Origin of the sequence: Caulobacter sp. BP25 (genome assembly GCF_002737755.1) — a bacterium.
Classification (GTDB): Bacteria; Pseudomonadota; Alphaproteobacteria; order Caulobacterales; family Caulobacteraceae; genus Caulobacter.
The window spans coordinates 170,201-185,775 of sequence record NZ_PEGH01000007.1; the positions used below are offsets into that span (position 1 = coordinate 170,201).

The following is a 15,575-nucleotide window of genomic DNA, read 5'->3' on the forward strand; positions in this document are numbered from 1 at the left end:
CTCGCGCTAGCTCCGGAGCTGCCACAGGAGCAGTTGCTCCCGGTAGAACTGTATCGCGGCGTTCAACGGTAGAAGCGCCGTATTTGGATCAATTGCTGTCAATCGTTGGAATCGCGGGCGCCAATCTGGGTCATCATTGCTATCTACGGCGAGAGCAGCGGCAAAAGCCGATGGCGTCAAAGCGGCAGTTGTCGCTTCGGCTAATAGTTCGCTCGTCCAATCTGCTCTCGTGGCTAGTGGGGTTGCCAGCACAATATCCGCCAACGGAAGTGCCTTTGAAATGCCTTTTCGCCCCTTTTGAAGTTGGAGATCCAGAATGCCTGGGGCGCTGGACAATCCAATTTCGGTGAATGTGAGGTCCGCCAGCTCCTTTCCTGAAAGCAGTGCGGCCTCCGGAAGCGGGATGTCTGAAAAAGCCTTGTCTTGCTCGCGGCTCCAGCTTCCCACAAGCCACCAATGAATCTTCATTTCCTCTTCGAGGCGTGCTTGATGGTTCAGGATGCCTTGGAGCTGGCCTGCTAAGTCCTGCAAGCCGTTCATGGTGTAGTTGAGGTTGGCTGCGATCAGCTTCTTGAGGTGAGGGGCTGCCGCTTGGAAGTTGTTGTTGTTCCCCTGGGTCTCAAGTCCTTCGAAGTCTTCCTTCGTCACCGGCTGCTTACGGTATGTAGCGCTACTCGGGCGCGGGCGCGCAGATTGTTGAAGGGAAGCCAGGGTTGCGTTGGCATGATCCGCCAGCCCAGGGTCTATGTATGAACGGGCGCCGCCGAAGCCGGCGGTGACAACCGCCAGGGCAGCCAATCCGCGAAATTGCCCCACGGTATCGATCAAATGCCAAAGCATCGCCGATGCCACAGCCGAGATCTCGGCGTCCCCGCTGGCAGGGTTGAAGGCGGGGTCGTCTCCACTTAGCCCGGTCGCAATGAATTCCAGCTCCTCCGGCTTTGCCAGCCGAAGTGCCGCGCGTGCGAGCGGGACCAGTTGAGCCTTCTGAAGGCCTGCCAACATCGCCATCGCGGAGGTGGATCTTGCGGAAACAAGTTCCGGGGACGTGTTTAGGCCGAGAGAGTTGTAGATCATCCCTAGGCGTTGCATCGGGGCGGTTGTCATCCGCGCTTCTCCATTTCCTCGATCAGCTCGCCGACGTCGTTCAGTTGGTTTGCCTCCTTCGCCCTCAGAAGCGCGAGCTTGTAGCGTTCGACGTCTGGCAACGCGTTGTCCTCTTCCTTAGCTAGGTCGAGACGGCCGACGATTTCCGTCTTTTGCGACAGACTCAGCCGGAAGAACCGATGGACCAGCTCTCGAACGGTCATCGTCGTCGCGGGCTTCGTTGATTCGCCAGGGGGCGACGGCACGGTAGGCTCTTCCTGTGACACGACCGGTTCTGGACGCCACGCTGATGGCGGCGACCAGTCGGCCAGCTTGATCACGGTCCTATGATAGGGGGTGCCGTCTTTGTCGTCATGATTTCGAAATAGCGGTGGCGGCCCCCGCCATACGCGGACGTGAGCATCGACAACCATGTTCCGCACGCCGTCACCTGTTTCGATAGAAATCTCCAGGATGTTATATCCTGGCTGCCAACTTGGTTCGGAGCGGTGTGGGTTCACAGATCCCGCGTAGAGTCTTACGTAGTCTCGAGCCGGCGTAATGCGTTGATCGTGTTCGTGCCCGAAGAGTTGGATCCTCGCTCGATCGAGGCCGACCTCAAACTCCCGGCCATCCTGCAACCAGTTTGGCGGGTGATGCGACATGCAAAGGTACTCGACACCATCGTGCCTGGGCATCGTCCACGCATTCGTGCCCAAAAAAAGCGACTTCTCTCGGTCCGATAGACCTGACAGCAGCGCAGAGTTCAGTCCCCGAATGCGGAGTATCGATCCGTCATTGAGCTGAAGGTCGCGGTCCCAGGCAAAAGACTCGTTGCCCCCGAAGAACGAGCACTCGTAGCGTGCGGCGAACTCGTTGTATTCGCGGAGGGGAGCGTAGAGAAGGTTGCGTACTTCGGGTTGCTCTAAGCGGCGCATCAGTGCTGAGTCGCGGTCGTAATGCGTCGGGCCGCGCCGGATAGCGTCGTGCATATCCTGGATAGCTGAGTTTGCCTTCAGTACAGCTTGGTCGATGTCATGGTTGCCGGTGCATACGAACACCGACGACCTTGAGCACTCACCTGCGTCACACAGTTCATCGAGCCACGCCGCAGCGTCCTGATATTCCTCTCGCTTGCCTGCGAACGCGATGTCGCCGGTTACAAGAATGGCGTCGAGCGGGCCGCGCTTTTTTACCTGATCAGCGAGGTCGCGTTTTAGTTCAGATCGAACGTCACGATCGGGATTGAAGCCGATCTTGGATGCATGATTGCTGAAGTGGATATCAGAAAGGTGGGCAAGCCGTAGCAAGAGGTTCCCCTGGGCGCCGGAATCCGGGCGAGGAGACTAGCTTGCTTCAAAACCCGTAGGAAGTGCGCTGTTGCCTGGATAAGCGCTTCGGTTTACCTGAATTGGGGGGCACGAGGCTGCTGAAGCCTTGATGCCGTGCCAGAGCCGATGGCCAAAAACGCGTCTACGCACAGCTAGGTCCTGTAGCTCGCTAGGCAGACTGCCTTCTGGATCGAACGCCATAACTAGAGTGTAGTTTGATTCCGAAGGTCCGGAACGGGGCGATGTCTGTCTTCTCGACGCGCGGATCAATGTCGCGTTCTCGGACGTGCGCGAGAGTCAGCGTTTGGCGCGCCGCCGCCGGTGACAGGGATCCTGTGGATCGGCCAGGGAGGGGGCATGATTGAGCCATGTTTACTAAAGCATCGCAAGAGCGCCAGTCGAAGGTCTAGGCCCTCCCGGCGTCAAGATTAGTGCCCGGGCACTGGTCGGGCCTCCAGCGGTCCAGCACGGCTCGCCTCGATCCGGGCGTACGCAGCGTCTAGCTTGGCACCGACTTCTCGCCGCCCATCATCCTTCTCGATGATTACAAGGCCGACATTCGCCAGCAGCAGGGCCCTAGCCTTGATCGCGTCGCGCCTTTCCCAGTTGCGCCCTAAGCAGTGCCCGCTGCCGTGGTATTCGACCGCCAGCATCGGCACCCAATCTTGATCACAGATCAGGAAGTCCGTGCGCCGGTCGTTATAGGCCCATCGGAGGTCTTTCGCGCCAGTGGTCGTGTCCAGGTACTCGCCCATGCTGACTTGGGCTAGCAGTCTCAGCTTGCGCCCCAGGGTCCAGTTCAGAATGGACCTGAACATTGAGCGCTCCTTGCCATTGAGGACCTTGGCCTTGATGAGCGCGCCAGGCTGGGCCGCCTGCAGATGCGCTAGATGTTGGTCTAGGATCGCCCCGGCTCTTTCGGCCGCGACATTGTCCATTCGCGCTTGGATCTGTTCGACTTCCTTGTGGATGCCAGTGAAACGCTGGTCCGCCTCAACCTGGCGCGCAAGATCGGCGCGCAGCCGGGCATTATCCTGCTGGAGCTCGCTGATCCGTCCCTTTGACGTCCGCACCTCGGCTTCGGCCGTCTCCGCGCGCCGCCGCCAGGCAGTGCCAGCCTTCCTCAGCGCCTCGATCTCGCCCTCTGCGCGCTGGCGCGCTGAAATCCGGTGCGCCAACCGCAGACCGGTCAACAGCGCCCCATAGATGATGAAGCCACCCCAGGCTGCGATACCGAAGAGTCGCCACCATCGCTTTCGGCCGGTGTCCGGTCCCTCCCGCTTGGCGGACGCCACCGCCTGCGTCTCCGGCGCCGCCTTGCTGACGGCGCCAAAGTTGCTTCCCTGGCCCGATGTCCTGCCGGCGGCATGGGTTGTGTGACGATGCCTCGGGGCTTTGGCGTTCGCGTCACCATGTACGGAAACTATGACGAACAAGACAGCCAAGACTGCGGCGCGGGAACGGACCATTGGCCGAAGCTAGAACGACAAGCTTTGGCGCAACTTAAAGGATATTACTAAGGCTGCGCTTACCGAGAGGCACTCTGACCCGGACGGTAGGTTAGGTATGGAAGCGCCATGCGGTTTAGCACCCGCCCGTTGGTCGCACTGCTCTTAATTTTTGGTGGCCAGTTTGGCGGACAATCGATTCGCCGACAGAGCCATCATCTCGGCTTTTAACCCAGGTCCGCCAGCCGCCGAACGCATCAAAGCTCCAGCTTCAACAACAATTATCTTAGGGCTTAGAAGTGGGGGTAAGATCTAGGTGTCGGGAGTAAGGTTTTGAGTTTATTGAATAATTATTGAATTTTGGCGGACAGGGTGGGATTCGAACCCACGGTAGGCTTCCACCTACGGCGGTTTTCAAGACCGCTGCCTTAAACCACTCGGCCACCTGTCCGGAGCAGGCGGCTATATCAGCGCCTCTTCGCCTTAACCAGACCGCAAACGCCTTAACCAGACTTCAAAACAATTCGGTCACCATAATTTGAGTCAAAGGGGCGGGCCCTTCGTCTGGACGGCAAGCGCATGGACCAGGACACCTATCGTTTGTGGCGGATTCTTCGCACGCAGGGGCTCGTGGCCCTCGTGGCCCTCAGTCTAGCCGCCTGCGCTACGCCCAAGTACGATGTCGGCCGCCCGATGATCGGCGTGCGCAACGCAGCGCCGCGCCCCAGCGATATGGTCGGCCCCAACGGAAAGCCGCTTCGAGGTACCGAGAAGCCCTACCAGATCAACGGCGTCTGGTACTATCCAAAGGAAGATCGCGACTACAACGTCATCGGGACCGGCTCCTGGTACGGTGAGCAATTCCACAATCGTCGCACCGCTAATGGCGAAATCTTCGACATGGATATCCCATCGGCGGCGCATAAGACGCTGCCGCTGCCGAGCCTTGTAGAGGTCACCAACCTCGACAATGGGCGCCGGATGATCCTACGCGTCAACGATCGCGGACCCTTTGTGGGCGATCGCGTTATCGACCTTTCCAAGGCCGCCGCCGAGGAGCTGGGTTATCGTCGTCAGGGCGTCGCCAAGGTTCGGGTCAAATATATTGGGCCCGCGCCCAAGAGCGTGTTCGATCCGCCGCGCCAGTACGCTCAGGCGCCTGTCCGAGCCGAAGCGCCGCCTCGCAGTTTCGCGGATATCCAGGAGCCGTCGCAGCGCGTGCAGGTCCTGCCGGCCAGGTCCGAGCCGGAGCGGTTGGCTTCGCAGGCCCTTTCGGCGCCGCCGATCAATCCGCCTGACCCGGTGAAGCCCTCGCCTCCGGCGACGATCGCATCCGGGGCGGGTTTCCGCATCCAGGCCGGCGCTTTCGCTAGCCGGGAGAACGCCGAGAAGGCCGTCCAGCAATTGGCGCTGGCCGGCAACGTGACGATCGAGCCTCTGGAGCGTCCCAGCGGCACGCTGTACCGCGTGGTGGTCGCCGCCGGCGAGGATGAGGGCGAGGCGTGGAGTCTGCGCCAGCGGGTAGAGGCCCTGGGCTATTCGGGCGCTACGGTTCTTCGTCCCTAGACCCTCTGGACAAGCCTCGCGATCCGGTCGAATGGAGGCCGGTGACCCAAGGTTTCTTTATCAGTTTCGAAGGCGGCGAGGGGGCTGGAAAGTCCACTCAGATTCGCCGTTTGGCCGAACGGCTTACCGCCGCCGGCCATGACGTCGTCGTGACCCGCGAGCCCGGCGGAAGTCCGGGCGCCGAGGCCATCCGCGAGCTGCTGGTCAACGGCGCCGCCGACCGCTGGTCTCCGGTCACCGAGACGCTGCTGATGTATGCCGCCCGCCGTGACCACGTTGAACGGGTGATCCGACCGGCCCTCTCGCGCGGCGCCATTGTCTTGTGTGACCGCTTCGCCGACTCGACCCGCGCCTACCAGGGCGCCGGCGGCGACGCACCCGCCAGCCTAATCGCCTCGCTCGAGGACCACGTCCTGGGCGGAGCTGTCCCAGACCTGACGCTCATCCTTGATCTTCCCGCCGAGATTGGCCTTCAACGCGCCGAGGCCAGGGGCGGCGCCGCGCGCTTCGAGTCGAAGGGGCTGGCTTTCCACGAGCGCCTTCGCGCCGGCTATCTGGAGATCGCGCGACGGGAGCCCGAGCGGTGCGTGGTCATCGAAGCCAATGCTGAGATCGACGCGGTGACCGCCGCGATCGGCGACGCGGTCGACCAAAGGCTCGAACGCTGATGCAAGCGCCAGCGCATCCCCGCGACGTCTACAGGCTTGAAGGCCAAGCGGCGGCCGAGGCGGCGTTCCTGGATGCGCTGGAGCGAGGCCGTCTGCACCATGCCTGGCTCCTGACGGGGCCCGAGGGCGTCGGCAAGGCGACCCTGGCCTATCGCATGGCGAGGCGCCTGCTGGGCGCGCGCCCCGAACCGTCGTTGGGTCTTCTAGGCGCGGCGCCGTCGGATGTCGTCAGCCGACAGGTCGCCGCGCGCTCGCATCCCGACCTGATGATCCTTGAGCGGCTGACCGACGACGGAAAGGCCCGCAAGGCGATCCCAGTCGACGAAGCGCGCAGGCTGCCGGAGTTCTTCGCCAACTCGCCAGCGGTCTCGCCCTACCGAGTAGCCATCATCGACGCCGCCGACGACTTGAATGTCAACGCAGCCAACGCGGTCCTGAAGACGCTGGAGGAGCCCCCGTCGCGCGGGGTGATCCTGCTGATCAGCCATGCGCCAGGCAAGCTTCTGCCGACCATCCGCTCGCGCTGTCGACGCCTGCCGGTTCCCGCGCCCGGTGTTCCGGCCGCCGCCGACATGGTTGAGCGGATGGCCGACCTGCCGTACAAGGACGCAGAGCGTCTGGCGCGCATGGCCCACGGCGCGCCGGGAAAGGCGCTGCAGCTGGCCGCCGTTGGCGCGATCGCCATGGACGACGCGGCCAATGAGATACTGCGGGCCCTGCCCAAGATCGACGAGGGCGCGTTGCTGGCCATGGCCGACACCTTCCGGGGCGGGGAGGGCGCGGCGCGGTTCGAGCTGCTGATGGACCGCATGGCCGACCAGGTGCGGATCTTCGCGACCAAGGTCGCCGCCGATGGCAAGAACTCCCCTGGCTTGGATCGCTGGGCGGCCGCCTGGGAGCGCCTGTCAAACGTGCCCGGAGAGGCCGAAGCCGTGAACCTTGACCGGGGCGACGTGTTCTGGAGCGTCATCTCGGACTTGCGCGCGGCGGCCAAGGCGGCGATGTGAGCCGTATGCTCATCGACAGCCATGTGAATCTCCACGCGCCGCAGTTCGCCGAGGACAAAGACGCCGTGATCGCCCGGGCCCGCGAGGCGGGGATCGGCCTGATGGTCACCATCTGCGACAAGGTCTCGTCCTTCGAGGCGGTGCATGAAATCGCCACGGCCGAGCCCGACATCTGGTGCACGGTCGGAACGCACCCGCACGAGGCCAAGGAAGATCCCGGGCTGACTGCGGCGCGTCTGGTCGAGCTGGCTAGTCGTCCGCGCGTGATCGGTATCGGCGAATGCGGTCTCGATTTCCACTACGACCTGTCGCCGCGTGAGGTTCAGGCCGAGGTTTTCCGCCAACACTGCATCGCCGCCCGAGAAAGCGGCCTGCCACTCGTGGTCCATACCCGCGAGGCCGATGACGCGATGGGCGAGATTCTGGAGACCGAGTACCGGGCGGGGCCGTTCAAGATCCTGATGCACTGCTACACGAGCGGTCCCGAGCTGGCTCGGCGCGCCGCCGACCTGGGCGCCTGGTTCTCGGTGTCGGGCATCGCCACCTTCAAGGCGGCCGAGGAGGTGAGGGCGGTTATTCGCGACATGCCGGCCGACCGGATCATCGTCGAGACCGACTGCCCATACCTGGCGCCCGTCCCCATGCGCGGTCGCCGCAACGAACCGGCCTATCTGCCGCATATCTACGACAAGCTGGCGGAAATCCGGGGGTGGAGTCGGTCGGAGACCGAACAACGCACCGAGGAGGCCTTCTTCGCCCTGTTCGATCGGATTTCCCGGCCATGAGCGCGACGCTGGAGTTCACCATTCTGGGCTCTGGCTCTTCCGGCGGGGTGCCTCGCGCCGACGGCAACTGGGGAGACTGCGATCCGGCCGAGCCGAAGAACCATCGCTCGCGCTGTTCGCTGCTGGTCCGGCGCTTGGGCGAGGGCGGCCGGACCCACCAGACGACGGTCATCATCGACACCGCGCCCGACCTGCGGCTTCAGACTGCCGCCGCCAGCGTCCGGCGGATCGACGCGGCGCTGTTCACGCACGACCACGCCGATCAGGCGCACGGGATCGACGATCTGCGTCCGTTTTTCCTGAACCAGCGCGTCCGGATCCCGACCTATATGGACCAGGCGACCCACGACGGCTTGCTGAAGCGGTTCGAGTACGTTTTTCACAGCCAGGGCGGCTACCCGGCGATCTGTGAGCCTAGGCTCCTTCCGCCCCTGGGGCGTGACTTCGAGATTTCAGGCCCCAGCGGGGACATTTCCGTTCATACTTTCGACGTTGATCACGGCGAGGTTCGCGCCGTCGGCTATAGGATAGGCGACGTGGCCTATACGCCGGACGTTCGCGCTATCCCGGAAAGCAGCTGGGCTGATCTGGCGGATCTGGAGGTCTGGATCGTCGACGCCCTGCGATGGACGCCGCATCCGACCCACGCGCACGTCGAACTTGCCCTGGAATGGATCGCTCGCGCCAAGCCGAAGCGGGCGATTCTGACGAACTTACACATCGACCTGGACTACAACGCGTTAGCTGCTCGCCTGCCGCCCGGGGTCGAGCCGGGCTTTGACGGCATGCGCTTGCAGTTGCGAGCGTCCGCAACATAACCGCTGATTGCAGAGTGTCACGATTTCGTTCGAAACCTGGCCTTGCGTAACAGCTCTGAAATATGGTCGACCAACAAGGCCGTCATAGGGACGCGTTAGAGACATCTTCTCGTGCGTAACTGTTCTGCGCTGTCCCATGGCTGAAACTGTCACTGCTTCCCGAGAAATCTTCCAGCGCCTGCGCGCCCGGCTGCCCGCCGTCACACGCGAGCATCTGTTCGAATGCTACGCGATCAGCGAGACCACCTGGACCAAGCTGCGCGACGGCAAGCCGGTTAAGCGCTCGACCCTGGATCGTGTCCTGATTCGCCTTGAGGCCTTGGACGCCCGCTTCGCGGCCTGAGCGCAGGCTACTGCTCTTCGAAAACCCTGAGGCCCCAGTAGGCCGGCGGGGCTCGGCGCGCTCATGCCGCCGAAGCAGGGTCGACAGATTGGTCGAGTTCCTATCCGCTAAGCCGGCTGGAGTCGCTGGAGCTTGCGCATGATGATCCGGGTTTTCATGAGCGCCTTAGGTTTGGTTGGGGTCGCGTCGTCTTCGGCGTTCGCTCAGAGCCGACCGGAGGACACCGAGGTATGGGCTCCGAAGCCGGCCTTCGTGGCCCCAGCCGCCGCCAGCGGTCCTCCATCCGACGCCATCGTGCTGTTCGACGGGCAGGGCTTGGACCAATGGGTGTCGAGCGCGGACAAGTCGCCAGCCGCCTGGACGGTCGCTGACGGCGTCATCACGGTCGATAAGTCCAAGGGCAATATCGAGACGAAACGCGCGTTCCAGGACTATCAGCTGCATCTTGAGTGGCGCATTCCAGCCGATATCGACGGGAGCGGACAGGGGCGCGGTAACAGCGGTGTCTTCCTAGCCTCCACCGGACCACGCGATGCTGGCTACGAGGTTCAGATTCTCGATTCTTTCGAGAACCAGACCTACGTGAACGGCCAGGCCGCCAGCGTCTACAAGCAGCATCCCCCCCTGGCCAACGCCAGCCGCAAGCCCGGCGAGTGGCAGGCCTACGACATCGTCTGGCGTGCGCCGCGCTTCACCGCCGCCGGAATACTGGCCTCACCCGCGACAGTCACAGTGCTGCACAACGGCGTACTCGTGCAGGACAATGCGGTTCTGGCCGGCGAGACAGTCTACATCGGCAGGCCCGCCTACAGGCCGCACGGCGCAGCGCCGATCAAGCTGCAAGCTCATGGCGATCCCAGCAAGCCGATCAGCTTCCGCAACATCTGGGTGCGGGAGCTGCCGCCCAGACCCTAGACCGCCGGCGGCGCCGTGCTGGCTCTCACGACAAGCTCATGCGGGAGGGTGACGTTCTGCAAGGTCGTGGCGCGGCCGGACAGGATATCTAGCAACAGGCGCACCACTTCGTGGCCGATCTCCTCCATGGGCTGGCTCACCGTGGTGAGTTGCGGGTCGAGATGACGGGCAAAGCGGATGTCGTCGAAGCCGACCAAGGAAACGTCCTTAGGGCAGGAGAGCCCTCGGCGACGAATGGCCTCCAGCGCGCCCATCGCCATCTCGTCGCTGAAACAGAAGATCGCCGTGGGACGCCCCAGTTCGTCCAGCAACTCACCCGCCTGGCGCACACCCGACTCGATCGAGAAGTCGCCAATCGAGATGCGTAGAGCGCTGGCTCGGCCGTGGCGCTGCGCGGCCGACAGCACGCCGGACAATCGGTCGCTACTGATTGGGCTCGCCAGCGGCCCGGTGACCACCCCAATGCGAGCGTGGCCCAAGCCGTAGAGATGCTCCATCACCTCGGCTGCGGCGCCTTCGTTGTCGATGTGGGCGCTGGAGACCGCCAGGCCAGGGCGGAACTCGCAGCCGTTGACGATCGGCGTTCTCGCGCCCTTGGAGGCGACCATGTCGGCGAGGGCTTCGGGCAGACGATGACCCAGGAAGATCAAGCCGTCGGCCTCTTTGCGCCGGAACATCGCGGCGTATTGCTCCTCGCGCGCCTCCTCGTGTCGGGTGTCGCCCAGCAGCACTGAGTAGCCAGCCGCGAGAGCGGCTTCCTCGACCCCGCGGATCACCTGTGAGAAGAACGGGTTGGAGATATCCGGCACAGTGACTAGGATTTTCTCAGTCCGCAGGGTGCGAAGGCTCTTGGCCGCGAAATTTGGCTCGTAGCCAAGCTGGGCGACGACCGCCATGACCCGCTGGCGTGTGGTCTCAATCACTAACTCTGGGGCGCTGAACACCCGCGAGACCGTCGCCGTCGACACCCCCGCGGCCCGCGCAACATCTTGAATGGTCGCCATTGGCGCGACACTGGCGTTTGCTCCGAGGCTTGGCAAGGCGAAGCTGGAGCGCCGGAACTCCCTGGACCCAGTTGCCCGCCGGCACGACCCCTGTTATCGATGATTTCGATTACATCAGAGCGGGCGGGGCCAAAGCGGCCGAAGCGCCGCCCAGAACCGGTCGGGGAGGACCAGGACCATGACGACGAGCTTCCGGCTCTTCCTGATGATGGTGCTGCAGCTGGCGATCTGGGGCGCCTGGGCGCCCAAGATCTTTCCGTACATGGGCATGCTGGGCTTCGCGCCCTGGCAGCAGTCGCTGGTCGGCAGCGCTTGGGGCGTCGCGGCCCTGGTCGGCATCTTCTTTTCCAATCAGTTCGCCGACCGCAACTTTTCAGCCGAGCGGTTCCTAGCCGCCAGCCATCTCATTGGCGGCCTAGCCCTGATCGGCACGGCCTTCTCCACCACCTTCTGGCCGTTCTTCATCTGTTACCTGATCTTCAGCCTGGTCTATGTGCCAACCCTATCGGTCACCAACTCGATAGCGTTCGCGAACCTGCGAGATCCGGCGGGGCAATTCGGCCCGGTGCGGATGGGCGGCACGGTGGGGTGGGTGCTGGTCAGCTGGCCCTTCGTCTTCCTGCTTGGCGCGCACGCTACCGCCGAACAGACCCGCTGGATCTTCCTGGTCGCGGCGATCCTGTCATTCGTCTTCGCCGCCTATTCGCTGACCCTGCCGCACACGCCGCCGCGCAAGGACGAGGCCGGGGTCGATAAGCTTGCTTGGCGTCGAGCCTTCAAGCTCCTGGGCGCGCCGTTCGTGCTGGTGCTGTTCATCGTCACCTTCATAGATTCCGTTATCCACAACGGCTACTTCGTGATGGCCGACGCCTTCCTGACCAATCGGGTCGGGATCGCCGGCAACCTCTCTATGGTCGTGCTGAGCCTTGGTCAGGTGGCCGAGATTCTCACCATGTTCTTCTTGGGGCGCGTTCTGGCTCGGCTGGGCTGGAAGATCACGATGATCATCGGCGTCCTAGGCCACGCCGCCCGCTTCGCCGTCTTCGCTTTCTTCGCCGACAGCATCCCCGTGATTGTCGCGGTCCAGCTGCTGCACGGGATCTGCTACGCCTTCTTCTTCGCGACGGTCTACATCTTCGTGGATGCGGTCTTCCCGAAGGACGTCCGCTCCAGCGCCCAAGGCTTGTTCAACCTGCTGATCCTGGGCGTTGGTAATGTCGCGGCCAGTTTCCTGTTCCCGGCGTTGATTGGCCGTCTCAGCACCAATGGTGCGGTCGACTACACGAGCCTGTTCATGGTTCCGACCGGGATGGCGCTGGTGGCCGTGCTGCTGATGGCCGTTTTCTTCCGTCCGCCTTCGCGGGGGCCGGTCGCCGAAACCGAGAACGACGAGTCCCTCGGCGCGGCCAGCCCGGCGCAACCCTAAAGCCTGAAAGGAAAGCCTCGTGCGTACGATTGCTGACGAAACCCGAACGGCCCTTTCCAGGCGCGGGCTCATCGCCGCCGGCGCCGCCGCCTTGGCCGCGAGTTGGACTGGCGCCGCTGGCGCGGCCGAAACGACCTTCTTCCAGCGCCGTAAGCTGCCGCTCGGCATCCAGCTCTATAGTCTGGGTCCGGACCTTGCGAAGGAGCTGGACGCTCAACTGGCGACGGTCGCCAAGATCGGCTTCAAGACGGTGGAGCTGGCTGGGTATCTCGGCCGCACCCCGGCTGAGCTGCGCGCCGCCTTTGATCGCGCGGGCCTGGCTTGCACCAGCGCCCACGTCCCGCCCAAGGGCGCCGCTATCAGCTTCAGCGGCGATCTCTCCAAGCTGGCGGACGACCTTCATGTGGTTGGGGTGAAGACCGCGATCATGCCCATTCAGTACATTCCCGATCGCATGTCCGGCGTGGGCCTTCGCGACGCCGGCATGCAAATGACCGCTGATGACTGGAAGTGGAACGCCGATTTCCTGAACGAAAAGGCCGCCGTCTTGAAGAAGGCCGGGATTGTCACCGGTTATCACAACCACAATTTCGAGTTCACGCCTGTGAAGGACGCCAAGGGCGCCGACACCAACGGCATGGAAATCCTGCTCAAGCACACCGATCCGAGCCTGGTGATCTTCGAACTCGACGCGGGCTGGGTGACGGCCGCCGGTCAGGATCCGTTCGCGATGCTCAAGGCGCACGCGGGGCGTTTCACCCACATGCACGTCAAGGACATCAAGCCGACGACCAAGCCCAATTTCGAGCTACGCCAGGATCCGACCGAGGTTGGCTCGGGCATGATCAATTGGCCCAAGCTCCTGCCCGCCGCCTATGAGGCCGGCGTGCGCGGGTTCTTCTACGAGCAGGAGCCGCCCTTTAAGGGCGCGCGCCTGGAGTCGGCCAAGATCAGCTTCGACTATCTGGCCAAGGTGGTCGCCTGATGAGCTTGCGGATGGCCATGGTCGGGGGCGGCCCCGGCTCGTTCATCGGACCGGTGCACCGCATGGCCGCCGAGTTGGACGGACGCATCCGTCTGGTCGCAGGCGTATTCAGCCGCGACCCGGCCAAGAACGCCCAGGCCGCCGCGGCCTGGGGCGTCGCGCCAGACCGGGTATATCCGGACCACCAGGCGATGATCGCGGCTGAGCGCGCGCGCCCTGATGGCGTTCAGCTGGTGTCGGTCGTGACGCCCAACCACCTGCATTTCGACGTCTCGAGCGCCGCCCTCCGTGGAGGCTTTCACGTCATCAGCGACAAGCCCGCCACCTTGAACCTCGCCGAGGCGAAGGAACTGGCCGACATCGTCGCGGCGTCGGGCAAGCAATATGCCCTGACCTACACCTACACCGGCTATCCGATGGTGCGAGAAGCCCGCGAGATCGTGGCGCGCGGCGACCTTGGCGCGGTGCGAAAGGTGGTTGTCGAGTACTCGCAAGGCTGGCTTTCGAAACCGCTGGAGCGCGAGGCGGGTAATAAGCAGGCCAGTTGGCGCGCCGATCCCAGCCAGTCCGGCGTGGGCGGTTGCATCGGGGATATCGGCGTCCACGCTTTCAACATCGCCGAGTTCGTGACGGGGCGGCAGGTCGAACGGCTTTGCGCCGACGTCGCCACCGTCGTGCCGGGGCGCCCGTTGGATGACGACTGCAACGTGCTGCTGCGCTTCGACAATGGCGCGCGGGGCGTTCTGATCGCCTCGCAGATCAGCGCGGGCGCGCGCAACGGCCTCAAGCTCTGCGTCTATGGGGAGAAGGGCGGCCTGACCTGGTCGCACGAGGATCCGAACGTCCTGACCCTGGACTGGCTGGACGGCCCCAGCCAGACGCTGCACGCCGGTTCGGGCTATCTCAGCGCGGCGGCCCGCGCGGTCACCCGCCTGCCAACTGGCCACCCCGAGGGCTTTATCGAGGCCTTCGCCAACATCTATCGCGACTTCGCCGACGTCATCGAAGGCAGGGAGGGACCGCTGGTTCCCGACATCGCCGAGGGCGTTCGCGGTATGGCCTTCGTGGAACGCGCCGTCGCCGCCAGCCGTGAGGACGCCGGCTGGGTGACGCTGGAAGGAGACGCGTGATGAAGACGCTCAAGGGACCCGGCATTTTTCTGGCCCAGTTCATCGGCGACAAGCCGCCGTTCGACAAGCTGGAGACGATGGCCAAATGGGGCGCCGATCTCGGCTATGTCGGCGTGCAGATGCCGACGGGCGGGGCGGACTCGTTCTTTGACCTGGCGCGCGCCGCCGAGAGCCAGGCCTATTGCGACGACATCGCTGGACTGCTGGCCGATCATGGGCTGCAGATCACCGAGCTATCGACCCATTTGCAGGGCCAGTTGGTCGCCGTGCATCCGGCCTATGACGAGCTGTTCGACGGCTTCGCGCCGCCGGAGCTGCGCGGCAAGCCCCAGGCGCGCCAGGAATGGGCGGTCGGGCAGGTCAAGGCCGCGGCCGTCGCCAGCCGACGTCTTGGCTTGAACGCCCATGCGACGTTCTCGGGCGCGCTGGCCTGGCCCTACTTCTACCCCTGGCCGCAGCGGCCAGTGGGGCTAGTTGAAGAAGCCTTCGCTGAGCTTGGCCGGCGCTGGAAGCCGATCCTGGACGTGTTCGAAGAGAACGGCGTCGACGCCTGCTACGAGATTCACCCGGGCGAAGACCTGCACGACGGCGCGACCTTCGAGCGGTTCCTGGACGAAGTCGGCGGCCATCCGCGCGCCAACATCCTCTACGATCCTAGCCATCTGGTGCTGCAGCAGCTCGACTACCTCGGGTACATCGACCGCTATCACGAGCGCATCAAGGCGTTCCACGTCAAGGACGCCGAGTTCCGTCCTTCGGCCCAGGCTGGCGTCTATGGCGGCTATCTGGGGTGGGCCGAGCGCCCCGGCCGGTTCCGCTCGCTGGGTGACGGGCAGGTTGATTTCAAGGCGATCTTCTCGAAGCTCGCGCAGTACGACTATGACGGCTGGGCGGTTCTGGAGTGGGAGTGCGCGTTGAAGCATCCGGAGCAGGGCGCCCGCGAAGGTGCGCCGTTCATCCGCGATCATATCATCCAGGTCACGGACAAGGCGTTTGACGATTTCGCCGGCGGCGCCTCGGATCCCGGCCGCAACCGCCGCCTCCTAGGCCTATAGTTCAGCCG

General features: G+C 63.9%; 15 protein-coding genes and 1 tRNA gene. 11 read left to right on the plus strand and 5 right to left on the minus strand.

Annotation, left to right across the window (positions count from 1 at the left end):
* Positions 1 to 6: 6 nt before the first annotated feature.
* The 4 genes from CSW59_RS04675 to CSW59_RS04690 form a co-directional block, all read right to left on the minus strand.
* Positions 7 to 1,107 carry a GTPase-associated system all-helical protein GASH gene (locus CSW59_RS04675; RefSeq protein ID WP_099442933.1) on the minus strand — a complete coding sequence of 367 codons (1,101 nt, stop codon included), beginning with the start codon at positions 1,105 to 1,107 and terminating at the stop codon, positions 7 to 9.
* Entirely contained in the window at positions 1,104 to 2,396 is a 1,293-nt protein-coding gene (locus tag CSW59_RS04680; RefSeq protein WP_099442934.1) for a metallophosphoesterase, read from the minus strand. The genes CSW59_RS04675 and CSW59_RS04680 overlap by 4 nt, the downstream gene beginning before the upstream one ends.
* Positions 2,397 to 2,845: 449 nt before the next feature.
* Positions 2,846 to 3,712 carry a DUF2726 domain-containing protein gene (locus tag CSW59_RS04685; RefSeq protein WP_161495016.1) on the minus strand — a complete coding sequence of 289 codons (867 nt, stop codon included), beginning with the start codon at positions 3,710 to 3,712 and terminating at the stop codon, positions 2,846 to 2,848.
* Between the two features lie 514 nt (positions 3,713 to 4,226).
* Positions 4,227 to 4,316: transfer RNA gene (locus tag CSW59_RS04690), tRNA-Ser, on the minus strand.
* Between the two features lie 128 nt (positions 4,317 to 4,444).
* Between CSW59_RS04690 and CSW59_RS04695 the strand changes: the two genes are divergently transcribed.
* The 7 genes from CSW59_RS04695 (at position 4,445) to CSW59_RS04725 (ending at position 9,967) form a co-directional block, all read left to right on the plus strand.
* Positions 4,445 to 5,431: a septal ring lytic transglycosylase RlpA family protein gene (locus CSW59_RS04695; RefSeq protein ID WP_099442936.1), complete on the plus strand. Its 987-nt coding sequence runs from the start codon at positions 4,445 to 4,447 to the stop codon at positions 5,429 to 5,431.
* Positions 5,432 to 5,472: 41 nt separating this feature from the next.
* Positions 5,473 to 6,099, plus strand: coding sequence for a dTMP kinase (gene tmk / locus CSW59_RS04700; RefSeq protein ID WP_099442937.1), 627 nt, complete (start codon positions 5,473 to 5,475; stop codon positions 6,097 to 6,099).
* On the plus strand, positions 6,096 to 7,106 hold the full coding sequence (locus CSW59_RS04705; RefSeq protein WP_099442938.1) for a DNA polymerase III subunit delta': 1,011 nt from the start codon (positions 6,096 to 6,098) through the stop codon (positions 7,104 to 7,106). Before tmk ends, CSW59_RS04705 begins: the two co-directional genes overlap by 4 nt.
* The gene (locus tag CSW59_RS04710) at positions 7,103 to 7,891 is read left to right on the plus strand and encodes a TatD family hydrolase (protein ID WP_099442939.1); all 789 of its coding nucleotides are present in this window, start codon (positions 7,103 to 7,105) and stop codon (positions 7,889 to 7,891) included. The genes CSW59_RS04705 and CSW59_RS04710 overlap by 4 nt, the downstream gene beginning before the upstream one ends.
* On the plus strand, positions 7,888 to 8,709 hold the full coding sequence (locus CSW59_RS04715; protein WP_099442940.1) for an MBL fold metallo-hydrolase: 822 nt from the start codon (positions 7,888 to 7,890) through the stop codon (positions 8,707 to 8,709). Before CSW59_RS04710 ends, CSW59_RS04715 begins: the two co-directional genes overlap by 4 nt.
* Before the next feature lie 136 nt (positions 8,710 to 8,845).
* Positions 8,846 to 9,052: a hypothetical protein gene (locus tag CSW59_RS04720; RefSeq protein ID WP_099442941.1), complete on the plus strand. Its 207-nt coding sequence runs from the start codon at positions 8,846 to 8,848 to the stop codon at positions 9,050 to 9,052.
* Between the two features lie 138 nt (positions 9,053 to 9,190).
* Positions 9,191 to 9,967, plus strand: a complete 777-nt coding sequence (locus CSW59_RS04725; RefSeq protein WP_236632154.1) for a DUF1080 domain-containing protein — start codon at positions 9,191 to 9,193, stop codon at positions 9,965 to 9,967.
* Here CSW59_RS04725 and CSW59_RS04730 read toward each other — a convergent pair.
* Complete coding sequence (locus CSW59_RS04730; RefSeq protein WP_099442942.1) at positions 9,964 to 10,971, minus strand: LacI family DNA-binding transcriptional regulator; 1,008 nt, start codon at positions 10,969 to 10,971, stop codon at positions 9,964 to 9,966. The genes CSW59_RS04725 and CSW59_RS04730 overlap by 4 nt on opposite strands.
* Before the next feature lie 178 nt (positions 10,972 to 11,149).
* On the opposite strand from CSW59_RS04730, the gene CSW59_RS04735 reads away from it, so the two are divergent.
* From CSW59_RS04735 to CSW59_RS04750, 4 genes are read left to right on the plus strand one after another with little or no spacing between them, the layout of a single operon-like run.
* Positions 11,150 to 12,397, plus strand: a complete 1,248-nt coding sequence (locus CSW59_RS04735) for an MFS transporter (RefSeq protein WP_099442943.1) — start codon at positions 11,150 to 11,152, stop codon at positions 12,395 to 12,397.
* Positions 12,398 to 12,416: 19 nt separating this feature from the next.
* A complete protein-coding gene (locus CSW59_RS04740; RefSeq protein ID WP_099442944.1) occupies positions 12,417 to 13,382 on the plus strand; it encodes a sugar phosphate isomerase/epimerase in 966 nt (321 codons plus the stop codon).
* Complete coding sequence (locus CSW59_RS04745) at positions 13,382 to 14,512, plus strand: Gfo/Idh/MocA family protein (RefSeq protein ID WP_099442945.1); 1,131 nt, start codon at positions 13,382 to 13,384, stop codon at positions 14,510 to 14,512. Before CSW59_RS04740 ends, CSW59_RS04745 begins: the two co-directional genes overlap by 1 nt.
* Positions 14,512 to 15,567 carry a sugar phosphate isomerase/epimerase gene (locus CSW59_RS04750; protein ID WP_099442946.1) on the plus strand — a complete coding sequence of 352 codons (1,056 nt, stop codon included), beginning with the start codon at positions 14,512 to 14,514 and terminating at the stop codon, positions 15,565 to 15,567. Before CSW59_RS04745 ends, CSW59_RS04750 begins: the two co-directional genes overlap by 1 nt.
* The last annotated feature ends 8 nt before the right edge of the window (positions 15,568 to 15,575 follow it).